This is a genomic window from Streptomyces sp. NPDC058964 (assembly GCF_042741275.1).
GTDB lineage: Bacteria > Actinomycetota > Actinomycetes > Streptomycetales > Streptomycetaceae > Streptomyces.
In genome coordinates, this window is the sequence record NZ_JBHYKH010000084.1 from 1 (window position 1) to 12,185 (window position 12,185).

Consider the following 12,185-nt stretch of genomic DNA (forward strand, 5'->3'; position numbering starts at 1 on the left):
GGTGACCCCACGGTGTTGGTGAAGTCCCGGCCGCGGCTGCTGGGCTGCGCCCGCACCGGGTGGGGCCCCGCCCACCCCCCGGCGGAGGACGGGGCACCACCGTGTCGAATCGGCGTCTCAGTGGTTGCGCGGGAAGCCCAGGTCGACGCCCGCGGGGGCCTCGGACGGGTCCGGCCAGCGCGTGGTGACGACCTTGCCGCGGGTGTAGAAGTGCGTGCCGTCGTTGCCGTAGATGTGGTGGTCGCCGAAGAGCGAGTCCTTCCAGCCGCCGAAGGAGTGGTAGCCCACCGGCACCGGGATCGGCACGTTCACGCCGACCATGCCGGCCTCGATCTCCAGCTGGAAGCGGCGGGCGGCGCCGCCGTCGCGGGTGAAGATCGCGGTGCCGTTGCCGAACGGAGAGCTGTTGATGAGGGCGACGCCCTCCTCGTAGGTGTCGACGCGCAGGACGCACAGCACCGGGCCGAAGATCTCGTCCTGGTAAGCCTTCGCGCCGGTCGGCACCTTGTCGAGCAGCGAGATGCCGATCCAGTGACCGTCCTCGAAGCCCTCCACCGTGTAGCCGGTGCCGTCCAGGACCACCTCGGCACCCTCGGCCGCGGCGCCCTCGACATAGGAGGCCACCTTGTCGCGGTGGACCTTCGTGATCAGCGGACCCATCTCGGAGGCCGGGTCGTTGCCGGGGCCGATCTTGATCTTCTCGGCGCGCTCGCGGATCTTCTCCACCAGCTCGTCGCCGATGGAGCCGACCGCCACGACGGCGGAGATCGCCATGCAGCGCTCGCCGGCGGAGCCGTAGGCGGCCGAGACGGCGGCGTCGGCGGCCGCGTCCAGGTCGGCGTCCGGCAGGACCAGCATGTGGTTCTTGGCGCCGCCCAGGGCCTGCACGCGCTTGCCGTTGGCGGAGGCGGTGGTGTGGATGTAGCGGGCGATCGGGGTCGAGCCGACGAAGGAGACCGCCTTGACGTCCGGGTGCTCCAGCAGGCGGTCCACGGCCACCTTGTCACCGTGGACGACGTTGAAGACACCGTCCGGCAGACCGGCCTCGGCCAGCAGCTCGGCGATCTTGAGGGAGGCCGACGGGTCCTTCTCGGACGGCTTCAGCACGAAGGTGTTGCCGCACGCGATGGCGATCGGGAACATCCACATCGGGACCATCGCCGGGAAGTTGAACGGCGTGATGCCCGCCACCACACCCAGCGGCTGGCGGATCGAGGCCACGTCGACGCGGCTGGCGACCTGCGTGGACAGCTCACCCTTCAGCTGGACGTTGATGCCGCAGGCCAGGTCCACGATCTCCAGACCGCGGGCCACCTCACCGAGGGCGTCGCTGTGCACCTTGCCGTGCTCGGCGGTGATCAGCTCGGCGATCTCGTCGCGGTGGGCGTCGAGCAGCGCGCGGAACTTGAACAGGATCGAGGTGCGCTGGGCCAGCGAGGACTGGCCCCAGGTCGCGTAGGCGTCCTTCGCGGCGGCCACCGCCGCGTCCACCTCGTCCACGGAGGCGAACGCGACCTTCGTGGTGACCGCTCCGGTCGCCGGGTCCGTGACCGGCCCGTACGTACCCGAAGCGCCTTCGACGGTCTTGCCGCCGATCCAGTGGTTGACGATCTTCGTCATGCCCGGTAACTCCTTCACAGATGGCGGCGTCGGGTCGAGACGTGCCGTTCGTACAGCTCACGTGCCTTGACCGCGGACGATCGGGTCGCGGTCTCGGCCACAGGAACATCCCACCAGGCCTGCGCCGGAGGCGCGCCCGACACTGTGTCTGCGGTTTCGGTCTCCACGTAGACACATGTGGGAGTGTCGGCGGCCCGTGCCTCGGCGAGTGCCGTGCGCAGGTCCGAGACGGTCTTCGCGCGCAGCACACGCATGCCGAGGCTGGCCGCGTTGGCGGCGAGGTCGACCGGCAGCGGGGCACCGGTGTAGGCACCGTCCTCGGCACGATGACGGTACGCCGTGCCGAACCGTTCGCCGCCCACCGACTCGGACAGCCCGCCGATCGAGGCGTACCCGTGGTTCTGCACGAGCACCATCTTGATCGCGACGCCCTCCTGCACGGCGGTCACTATCTCCGTCGGCATCATCAGATACGTACCGTCGCCGACCAGGGCCCACACGGGCCGGTCGGGAGCGGCGAGCTTCACCCCTATCGCGGCCGGGATCTCGTAGCCCATGCAGGAGTAGCCGTACTCCAGGTGGTACTGGTCCCTCGACCGCGCCCGCCACAGCTTGTGCAGGTCGCCGGGGAGCGAGCCGGCCGCGTTGACCAGGATGTCCGTCTCGTCGGCCACGGCGTCCAGCGCGCCCAGCACCTGCGGCTGCGTGGGGCGCACATCCGGTTCGTCGGCCTCGTAGCAGGCGTCGACGCGCTGCTCCCAGCGCTCCTTGTCCTCGGTGTACTCGGTGGCGTACGAGTCCGCGATCCGGTGGCCGCGCAGCTCCAGCGCCTCGGTCAGCTCCTGCAGGCCGCTGCGGGCGTCCGCGACCAGGGGCGTACCGGCGAGCTTGTGGCCGTCGAAGGGCGCGATGTTGAGGTTGAGGAAGCGGACGTCCGGGTTCTCGAAGAGGGTGCCGGAGGCGGTGGTGAAGTCGGTGTACCGGGTGCCCACGCCGAGCACCAGGTCGGCGGTGCGGGCGAGCTCGTCGGCGGTCGCCGTGCCGGTGTGGCCGACGCCCCCGACGTCCTGCGGGTGGTCCCAGCGCAGGGAGCCCTTGCCGGCCTGGGTGGAGGCGACCGGGATGCGGGTGGCGGCGGCGAACTCGGCGAGCGCGTCCTCGGCACGGCTGTGGTGGACGCCGCCGCCCGCGATCACCAGTGGCCGCCTCGCCGCCCGGATCATCCGCACGGCCTCGGCGAGCTCGGCCGGGTCGGGGCCCGGCCGTCGTACGGTCCACACGCGCTCGGCGAAGAACTCGTCCGGCCAGTCGTACGCCTCCGCCTGCACGTCCTGCGGGAGCGCGAGGGTGACGGCGCCGGTCTCGACGGGGTCGGTGAGGACCCGCATGGCCTGCAGGGCGCTCGCGATCAGGGCTTCCGGGCGGGTGACGCGATCGAAGTACCTCGACACCGGGCGCAGGCAGTCGTTGACCGACACGTCGCCCGCGTGCGGCACCTCGAGCTGCTGCAGGACCGGGTCGGCCGGGCGGCCGGCGAAGACGTCGCCGGGCAGGAGGAGGACCGGGAGGTGGTTGATGGTGGCGAGGGCGGCGCCCGTGACCAGATTGGTCGCGCCGGGGCCGACGGAGGTCGTCACCGCGTGTGTGGACAGACGGTTCGACTGGCGCGCGTAGCCGACGGCCGCGTGCACCATGGACTGCTCGTTGCGGCCCTGGTGATACGGCATGTCGCCGGCGTACTCGACGAGCGCCTGGCCGATCCCGGCGACGTTGCCGTGGCCGAAGATGCCCCAGGTGGCGCCGATCAGCCGGTGCCGTGCGCCGTCGCGCTCGGTGTACTGGGCCGACAGGAATCGGACGAGCGCCTGCGCGACCGTGAGCCTCGTCGTTGAGGTCATCGGTAACCCTCTGTGCTTTCTACGTGTGCCGGTTGGAAGCAGATCCGCCACTCCCGGGTCTCACCCGGACCGGACATGACGTTCAGGTAGTACATGTCGTGCCCGGGCTGGGCGATCGACGGGCCGTGCCATCCGTCGGGGACGAGGACGGCGTCGCCGGAGCGGACCTCGGCGAGGACGTCGGTTCCGCCCTCACGGGAGGGGAATACGCGCTGATAGCCGAAACCGTTCGGGCCGTCGATCTCGAAGTAGTAGATCTCCTCCAGCTGCGACTCCTCGCCCGGCCGGTGCTCGTCGTGCTTGTGCGGCGGGTACGAGGACCAGTTGCCGCCGGGAGTGATCACCTCGACGGCGATCAGCTTGTCGCACTCGAAGGAGTCGGCGGAGGCGAAGTTGCGGACGCGGCGCGAGCAGTTGCCGCTGCCGCGCACCTCGATGGGAACCTCCGGCGCGGGGCCGTAGCGGGCGGGGAGTCGTCGCTCGCACTTCGCTCCTGCCAGGGCGAAGCGGCCTCCCGCGCCGGAGGCGATCTGGACCCGGGCGTCACGGGGGGCGTAGGCGAAGTCGGAGGCTCCGCCGAACACGTCGTCCCTGCCCAGGAGTTGGAACTCGTTCCCTTCCGTCCGGACGGTACATCCGCCTTCCAGCGGAAGCACGATCCACTCGCTGTCACCGGTGGTGAAGATGTGCGTGCCGCCGGGCTCGAGCTCGACGATCCGCAGACTGCTGTGCGTCCACCCGGCCCGCCTGGGGTCGATGTCGACGACATACTGGGCGCCCGCGGTCGAGCCCTTGCGGAGGTGCAGGTCATTGCCGGTCATGCGGCCCTCACAGCAGTCCTACGGCGGTGTCCACGGCGGCGGCCACGTCGTCGTCCGCCGGGTAGAGCAGTGAGCGGCCCACCACCAGTCCGCGCACGGTGGGCAGTTGCAGGGCGCCGCGCCACTTCTCGTACGCCGCGTCCTGGTCCTCGGGGGAGTCGCCGACGTCACCGCCCAGCAGTACGGCGGGGAGCGTGGAGGTCTCCATGACCTGGGCCATGTCGTCGGGGTCGGCGGTGACCGGCACCTTCAGCCAGGTGTAGGCCGAACTGCCGCCCAGGCCCGAGGCGATGGCGATGGATGTGGTGACCGCCTCGGCGGACAGGTCGTTGCGCAGCCGTCCCTCGGGGGTGCGGCGGCTGATGAACGGCTCGACGAAGACCGGGAGCCGCCGTGCGGCCATGTCGTCGACGGCGCGGGCGGTGGCCTCCAGGGTGGTCAGGGAGCCCGGGTCGTCGTAGTCGATGCGCAGCAGCAGTTTGCCCGCGTCGAAGCCGAGGCGCTGGATGTCCTCGGGGCGGTGCCCGGTGAAGCGGTCGTCGAGTTCGAAGGAGGCTCCCTGCAGTCCGCCGCGGTTCATCGAGCCCATGACCACCTTGTGGTCGAGGGCGCCGAGCAGCAGCAGGTCGTCGAGGATGTCCGCGGTGGCCAGCACGCCGTCGACGCCGGGACGCGACAGTGCGATGCAGAGGCGTTCGAGCAGGTCGGCGCGGTTGGCCATGGCCAGCCTGCGGTCGCCGACGCCGAGGGCGCCACGGGCCGGGTGGTCGGCGGCGACGATCATCAGCCGGCCGTCCTCGTTGAGCAGCGGTCTGCGGGCGCGGCGGGCGGCGGCCTCGGCGATCGCCTCGGGGTGGTGGGTACGGGTGTGCACCAGCGCCGAGACGTCCACGCGCACGTGGCCGATGCCGTCCCCGCCCTCGTGGCGGGCGCCGCCCACCTTCCCGGCCCTCACAGCACCGCTCCGGCGTCGAGCGCGGCCGCCACCTCGTCCGGGGTGGGCATCGCGGAGGAGCATTCCAGGCGGGAGGCGACGATCGCACCGGCGGCGTTGGCGTGCCGCATGATCGTCTCCAGGTTCCAGCCGGCCAGCAGTCCGTGGCAGAGCGAGCCGCCGAAGGCGTCGCCGGCGCCGAGCCCGTTGAGGACGTTCACCGGGAGCGGGGGGACCTCGGCCGTCTCGCCCGCGCTGCTGACGGCGAGCACGCCCTTGGGTCCCTGTTTGACGACGGCGAGTTCGACTCCGGCGTCGAGGAGCGCGCGGGCCGCGGCGTGCGGTTCACGGACCCCGGTGGCGACCTCCACCTCGTCGAGGTTGCCGACGGCCACGGTGGTGTGGCGCAGGGCCTCCGCGTAGAAGGGGCGGGCGCCGTCCGGGTCGGTCCAGAACATGGGGCGCCAGTCCAGGTCGAAGACCGTCGTACCGGCCCTGGCCCGGTGGGCGAGGCCGGCGAGGGTCGCCGTACGGCTGGGCTCCTCGCTCAGGCCCGTACCGGTGACCCAGAAGATGCGGGCGTCACGGATGGCGTCGAGGTCCAGGTCGTGGGCGTCGATCTCCAGGTCGGGCGCCTTGGGCTGCCGGTAGAAGTAGAGCGGGAAGTCGTCCGGCGGGAAGACCTCGCAGAAGGTGACCGGCGTGGGCAGTCCGGGGACCGGGGTGACCCAGCGGTCATCGACCCCGAAGCCGCGCAGGGCCTCGTGCAGATAGGCGCCGAAGGCGTCGTCGCCGGTGCGGGTGATGACCGCCGTGCTGCGGCCCAGGCGGGAGGCGGCGACGGCGACGTTGGTGGCCGACCCGCCGAGGAACTTGCCGAAGGACGACACCTGGGCGAGTGGAACACCTGTCTGGAGCGGATAGAGGTCCACTCCGATCCGCCCCATGGTGATCAGGTCGTACGCCATCGGCTTCCCTTCGTCACGGCTCTCCCCCCGGTTTGTAGTCCCGCACCCTGAGCCCTGTCAATGTTTTGTCCAGACATTCGGACCAGACCTTGACACCCCTTCCCCGGACCCGCACGCTGACGGCCATGACGTCGCTGTCACCTCAGTCCTCACTGTCCCGCATCCGGATCGGATCGGCCCCCGACTCCTGGGGCGTCTGGTTCCCGGACGACCCCCGGCAGGTGCCCTGGCAGCGCTTCCTCGACGAGGTCGCGCAGTCCGGATACGAGTGGATCGAGCTGGGCCCGTACGGGTACCTGCCGACCGACCCGGCCGTCCTCACCGAGGAGACGGCACGACGCGGCCTGAAGGTGTCGGCGGGCACGGTCTTCACCGGGCTCCACCACGGCGAGGCCGTGTGGGAGAAGACCTGGGCCCATGTCGCGGACAACGCGGCGCTGGCCCAGGCGATGGGCGCGAGGCATCTCGTCGTCATCCCGTCCTTCTGGCGCGACGACAAGACCGGCGAGGTGCTGGAGCCCGACACGCTCACGCCCGCACAGTGGCGCAACCTGACCTCGCTGACCGAGCGGCTCGGACGCGAGGTGCGGGAGCGGTACGGCCTGCGGATCGTCGTCCACCCGCACGCCGACACCCACATCGACAGCGAGGAGAACGTCGTCCGCTTCCTCGACGGCACCGACTCCGGCCTGGTGTCCCTGTGCCTGGACACCGGGCACTACGCGTACTGCGGCGGGGACAGCGTCAAGCTGATCGAGACCTACGGCGAGCGGATCGGCTACCTGCACCTCAAGCAGGTCGACCCCGCGATCCTCGCCGAGGTGCGGGCGGACGGAGTCCCGTTCGGGCCCGCGGTCGCGAAGGGCGTCATGTGCGAGCCGCCGGCCGGGGTGCCCGCGCTCGGCCCGGTCCTGGAGGCCGCGCAGAGGCTGGACGTCGACCTGTTCGCGATCGTCGAGCAGGACATGTACCCCTGCGAGCCGGACGAGCCACTGCCGATCGCCCGACGGACGCGGGCGTTCCTGAGGTCCTGCGGGGCGTAGGGGCACCGCCGCCTCGTGGCAGGGGCGCCCGGCTCTTCGGCCGAACCCGGGAACCCGGGAGCAGCGGCCGGCTCCGAGCGCGGTGCGGGTCCGGTCCGGGCACGGGCCGGGCGGCAGCCGGCAGACCGTTGCCGCGTCGCCCCACCCCGGCAGCCCGCGGTCCGGATGATCGGCGGTCGCGGGCTCGCGCTCGTCCGGCCGCGCAGCCGTCTGCGGACACCCATGGGCGCGGCGACCCTCCTGCTGGGCTTGAACAGCCCGTGCGCTTCTCGCGCCCCGGCCGGCCGACGACGGTCCTCGGGTCCGTGTACAGCGGCCTGAGCGACAACACTCCGGTCGGCGGTGAGCAGGGGGCCGGATCTGCGGCATCGAGATCCGGCCGGCGCCGTGGGCCGCGTTCACCCTCTTCGGCACGCCCGGCACGAACTGGCCCCGGTCCCCGGATCCCGACGCGGTGCCGCATCCGCTGGGCCGCGCCGGGCCGGTCCTCCATCGTGTCGTCGCGGTCGAGGATCCGGAGCGGCTTCCACGGACCCGAGCACCCGCAGCGGCTTGCGCAACCCCCGTACGGGCAGGATCCGGTCGCCCCGCCTCCCCCGGCGCGCATGACGGCGGAGATCGACCGGTGCGGGTCACCGAACGGCGCGCTCACACGGACCGAGCACGTCGCGGACGGCGAACTGCGCAGCGCGGTGAGTCCGCACGACAGCCGACGGCTCACCCCGGAGTGGGCCCGCGGACTCGAGGAGCTCGTCGGCGGCAACACACCCGGGCGCCCGAGTCAACGCGCCTCGCCGACGCACCGGTGTGCGCCTTTGGTTCACCTCTGTCACAAACACCCCGTCCGTGTCACGCATGTTGCACATACGCGGGTCCTCGGTCACATCCGGCCGACAGCCACTTCCCGATACTCACTCTGCGTCGTTGACCGGGCACAGGCTTGGTGATCGCCAGCGCAGCGCCCGGCTCCCCCGACGGCCGTCCCCGGCCGCCCCCGCGGTGCGCGCAGGGAGGTGCGGCTCATGACCGACCGAAGGCTCTGGTCCTACAAGGAGATCGCGGCGCACATCCGCGTCCAGCCCGACACCGTGCGCTCCTACCGCAAGCACGGGCTGCTGCCCCCGCCCGACCATGTGGAGGGCGGCAAGCCCTACTGGTACGCCGACACGGTCCGCACGTGGGTGGCCTCCCGGCCTGGCAACCGCGGGCGCCGAGAGGCCTGAACCGCGTCCGGCGTGGGCGGCGGGTGTCTCGGCCGGCTCAGCTCCACGGCTCGATGACCGTGACGCCCGCGCCGGTTGCCGTGCCCATCGCCGCGAGGGCGGCCGGTGCCGCGTCCAGCGGGATCGCCGAGGTCACCAGCAGATCGGGGCGCAGGACGCCCGCACGGACCAGTTCCAGCATCGCCGGGTAGGTGTGGGCGGCCATGCCGTGGCTGCCGAGGAGTTCGAGTTCCAGGGCGATCGCGCGGGCCATGGGGACCGGAGTGGTGCCGTCCGGGGAGGGCAGCAGGCCCACCTGGACGTGGCGGCCGCGGCGGCGCAGCCCGCGCACGGAGGACGCGCAGGTGGCGGCGGAGCCGAGGGCGTCGAGGGAGAGGTGGGCGCCGCCCCCGGTCAGGTCGAGGACCGCAGTCGCGACGTCCGGTGCGCGGGTCGCGTCGACGCACTCCGCCGCGCCGAACTTGCGTGCCAGGTCCAGGGCTTGGGGGTTCACGTCCACGGCGACCACCCGCGCGCCCGACGCCGCCGCGATCATCACCGCCGACAGGCCCACGCCGCCGCAGCCGTGCACCGCGACCCACTCCCCCGCCGCCACCCGGCCCTGTTGCACCACCGCACGGAAGGCGGTCGCGAAGCGGCAGCCGAGGCCGGCGGCGGTGGCGAAGGCCATCTCGTCGGGGACCGCGACCAGGTTCACGTCCGCGTGGTCGAGCGCCACGTACTGGGCGAAGGAGCCCCAGTGATGGAAGCCCGGCTGGGTCTGCCGCTCGCACACCTGCTGGTCGCCCGCCGCACAGGAGGGACAACTGCCGCAGGCGCAGACGAAGGGCACGGTGACGCGGTCGCCGGGACGCCAGCGGGTCACCCGGGCGCCGACCGCCTCGACGACGCCGGCCAGTTCGTGACCGGGTACATGCGGCAGGGTGATGTCCGGATCGTGGCCCATCCAGCCGTGCCAGTCGCTGCGGCACAGACCGGTCGCCCCGACGCGCACGACGACCCCGTGCCCCGCCGGCTCCGGGTCCGCCACCTCCCGCACCTCGGCCGGTTCCCCGTACCGCTCGAACACCACAGCCCGCATGCGCAGTCCTCCTTCTGGCCCCGTGCGCCCACGGGGCGCCCGCGCGAGAAGACACCCCGGAGACCACCGCTTCCGGCGGAACGCTAGCCGTGCGCCGCGATCTTGTCCCGGTCCCGCTCGGCATCGGGCTCCGTGGCCGGTTCCCCCTCGCTCAGTCCGAACCGCTCATGGAAGCGGCGCAGCGGAGCCGGGGCCCACCAGGTGGCGCGGCCGGTCAGCCGCATGATGGCCGGGACCAGCAGACTGCGCACGACCATCGCATCCATCAGGACGGCGAGCGCGATGCCCAGGCCGAGCATCTTGGTGTTGGTCACCCGTGAGGTGCCTATCGCGACCATGACCACGGCCAGGATGACCGCCGCCGCGGTGATCAGCCCGCCGGTGCGCTGCAGCCCGTGGCGCACCGCCTCGTCGTGGTCGCCCGTGCGGTCGTACTCCTCCTTGATGCGGGAGAGCAGGAACACGCCGTAGTCCATGGAGAGGCCGAATGCCACACAGAACATCAGGACCGGCAGGGTCGTCTCGATGGAGCCGGGACTGGTGAAGCCGAGCGGGCCGGAGAGGTGGCCGTCCTGGAAGACCCAGACCACCGCGCCGAACATCGCCGTCAGGCTGAGCGCGTTGAGCACCACGGCCTGGACCGGTATCAGCACGCTGCCGGTGAGCAGGAAGACCAGGAGCAGGGTGACGATCGCGATGAACGCGGCTGCCCAGGGCAGGCGTTCGGCTATCGCGTGCTTGGAGTCGACCAGGACGGCTGCCGTGCCGGTGACCTTGGTGTCGAACGGAGCGTCCATGCCGCGCAGGTCGCCCACCAGGCGCTGCGCCCCGTCGTCGACCGCCTCGCCCTTGGGCAGCACGGTGAAGTAGGCCGAGCCGCCCCGCACCAGCGGGCCGTCGACCCGTGCCACCTCGGACAGGGCGGCCACCCGCTCGCGGTAGTCGGCGTACTGCGCCTGGGTCGCCTTGCCCTCGGCCAGGACTTCGAGTCCGCCGCCGGGGCTGCCCGGGAAACCGTCCCGGATGTGCTGCTGCACGACATGGGACTCGGCGCCGGACGGCAGCTGGCGGTCGTCCGCCGTGCCGAACTTCACGCCCAGGAAGGGCAGTCCGAGGATGATCAGGAGCGCCGTGGTACCGACGGCGAAGAAGGGGGCGCGACGCATCACCAGGGTGGCCGCGCGCGCCCAGGCCGTGCCCTCCTCGCCGGAGGCCTTCGGCTCGCGTCCGCGACGGAAGAGGCGGCGCATGTCCAGGGAGTTCACCCGGTGGCCGAGCAGCACCAGAGCGGCGGGGAGCAGGATCAGGGCGGCCGCGGCGGCCAGCAGCACCACGGCTATGCCCGCGTAGGCGAAGGAGCGCAGGAAGTACTGCGGGAAGAGCAGCATCGCCGCCAGGGAGACGGCGACCGTGAGGGCGGAGAAGAGCACCGTGCGGCCGGCCGTGCGCAGGGTGGTGCCGACCGCCGCCAGGGGTTCCGCACCCGTGGACAGTTCCTCGCGGAAGCGGCGGACGATGAACAGCGCGTAGTCGATGGCGAGGCCCAGCCCCAGGGCCGTGGTGAGGTTGAGTGCGAACACGGAGACGTCGGTGAACTCCGTCAGGCCGCGCAGCACGGCGTTGGTGCCGAGGATGGCCACGATGCCGATGCCGAGCGGCAGCAGGGCCGCGACGGCGCTGCCGAAGACCATCACCAGCAGCACGAGCGTCACCGGAAGGGCGATCAGCTCGGCCCTGGCCAGGTCCTCCTTGATGATCGTCTGCATCTCGTGCCGCACGGCGACGATGCCGCCGACCCTCACCTTCACCGGACCGTGCGCCCCGCGGTAGTGGGGTGCTATGCGGTCCAGGGTGTCTCCCATCGCCTTCTCGTCGCCCGTGACGCGGGCGGCGATCAGCGCCTCGTGGCCGTCCTTCGCGCGCAGGGCGGGAGCCTTCGACGGATCGGCCTGCCAGTACGAGCCGACGCCCACGACGCCCTTCTCGCCGGACAGGCGCGCGACCAGGCTCCGGGCCTGGGCCGCGACCGCCGGGTCGTCCACCGAGGCCCGGCCGGAGTCGACGAGCAGCAGGAGGTTGGGCTGGGAGTCGGGGAACTCGCGCTCGAGGGCCTTGGTCGCGTATGTGGACTCGGCGTCCGGGTCCTCCCAGCCGCCGCTGCCCAGACGGTCGGCGACGCCGCTGCCGGCCAGCACCGCGAGCACGGTGAGCACCAGGGCCGCGAGCAGCGACAACCGCGGCCGGGCGGTCACGAAGCGGGTCCACCCTCCGACGCGGGGTGGCCTGTTGACTTCGGTCATCGTGCGGTGTCCCCTTCACCGTGACCCGTGCTGGGCGCAGGCAGGCAGCATGGATCAGCCATTGCCAATAGACTGACAAACACGAGAGATCGCTCGCGTTTCCCCAGAATGCGAGCGAGCGCTCGTGTTTGTCAATCGCCGTCGGAAACCTGGGGATGACTCGTGCCCGAAACGCCAGGGAAGGAACAGCCGCGCCGCCGCCAGGCCCGCGGCGAGCGGCGCATCGCCCACCTGCTCGACCCCGCGCCGACGCTCATCAGCACGACCGGCTACACGCCCGCCTGCACCAACGCCATC

9 protein-coding genes and 1 pseudogene are annotated in these 12,185 nt (G+C 71.9%); 3 read left to right on the top strand and 7 right to left on the bottom strand.

Annotation, left to right across the window (positions count from 1 at the left end; all coding sequences use genetic code 11):
* Positions 1 to 117 precede the first annotated feature (117 nt).
* From mmsA to iolC, 5 genes are read right to left on the bottom strand one after another with little or no spacing between them, the layout of a single operon-like run.
* Entirely contained in the window at positions 118 to 1,620 is a 1,503-nt protein-coding gene (mmsA, locus tag ACFW2E_RS13670; protein ID WP_384465901.1) for a CoA-acylating methylmalonate-semialdehyde dehydrogenase, read from the bottom strand.
* 14 nt (positions 1,621 to 1,634) lie between these two features.
* Positions 1,635 to 3,518 carry a 3D-(3,5/4)-trihydroxycyclohexane-1,2-dione acylhydrolase (decyclizing) gene (gene iolD, locus ACFW2E_RS13675; RefSeq protein ID WP_384465903.1) on the bottom strand — a complete coding sequence of 628 codons (1,884 nt, stop codon included), beginning with the start codon at positions 3,516 to 3,518 and terminating at the stop codon, positions 1,635 to 1,637.
* Positions 3,515 to 4,339: a 5-deoxy-glucuronate isomerase gene (gene iolB, locus ACFW2E_RS13680; protein ID WP_384465905.1), complete on the bottom strand. Its 825-nt coding sequence runs from the start codon at positions 4,337 to 4,339 to the stop codon at positions 3,515 to 3,517. Before iolB ends, iolD begins: the two co-directional genes overlap by 4 nt.
* A 7-nt stretch (positions 4,340 to 4,346) precedes the next feature.
* Positions 4,347 to 5,294 carry a deoxyribose-phosphate aldolase gene (locus tag ACFW2E_RS13685; protein WP_384465907.1) on the bottom strand — a complete coding sequence of 316 codons (948 nt, stop codon included), beginning with the start codon at positions 5,292 to 5,294 and terminating at the stop codon, positions 4,347 to 4,349.
* A complete protein-coding gene (gene iolC / locus ACFW2E_RS13690) occupies positions 5,291 to 6,241 on the bottom strand; it encodes a 5-dehydro-2-deoxygluconokinase (protein ID WP_384465909.1) in 951 nt (316 codons plus the stop codon). The genes ACFW2E_RS13685 and iolC overlap by 4 nt, the downstream gene beginning before the upstream one ends.
* 125 nt (positions 6,242 to 6,366) lie before the next feature.
* Between iolC and ACFW2E_RS13695 the strand changes: the two genes are divergently transcribed.
* A complete protein-coding gene (locus tag ACFW2E_RS13695) occupies positions 6,367 to 7,284 on the top strand; it encodes a sugar phosphate isomerase/epimerase family protein (RefSeq protein ID WP_384465911.1) in 918 nt (305 codons plus the stop codon).
* Between the two features lie 1,022 nt (positions 7,285 to 8,306).
* On the top strand, positions 8,307 to 8,507 hold the full coding sequence (locus tag ACFW2E_RS13700; RefSeq protein WP_384465913.1) for a helix-turn-helix transcriptional regulator: 201 nt from the start codon (positions 8,307 to 8,309) through the stop codon (positions 8,505 to 8,507).
* Between the two features lie 37 nt (positions 8,508 to 8,544).
* Here the strand turns inward: ACFW2E_RS13700 and ACFW2E_RS13705 are convergent, their stop codons facing one another.
* Positions 8,545 to 9,588: a zinc-dependent alcohol dehydrogenase family protein gene (locus tag ACFW2E_RS13705; protein ID WP_384465915.1), complete on the bottom strand. Its 1,044-nt coding sequence runs from the start codon at positions 9,586 to 9,588 to the stop codon at positions 8,545 to 8,547.
* An 83-nt stretch (positions 9,589 to 9,671) separates the two neighbouring features.
* The gene (locus ACFW2E_RS13710; RefSeq protein ID WP_384465917.1) at positions 9,672 to 11,888 is read right to left on the bottom strand and encodes an MMPL family transporter; all 2,217 of its coding nucleotides are present in this window, start codon (positions 11,886 to 11,888) and stop codon (positions 9,672 to 9,674) included.
* Positions 11,889 to 12,050: 162 nt separating this feature from the next.
* Between ACFW2E_RS13710 and ACFW2E_RS13715 the strand changes: the two are divergent.
* Positions 12,051 to 12,185 (top strand): annotated as a pseudogene (locus tag ACFW2E_RS13715) (TetR/AcrR family transcriptional regulator); the annotation flags it as partial.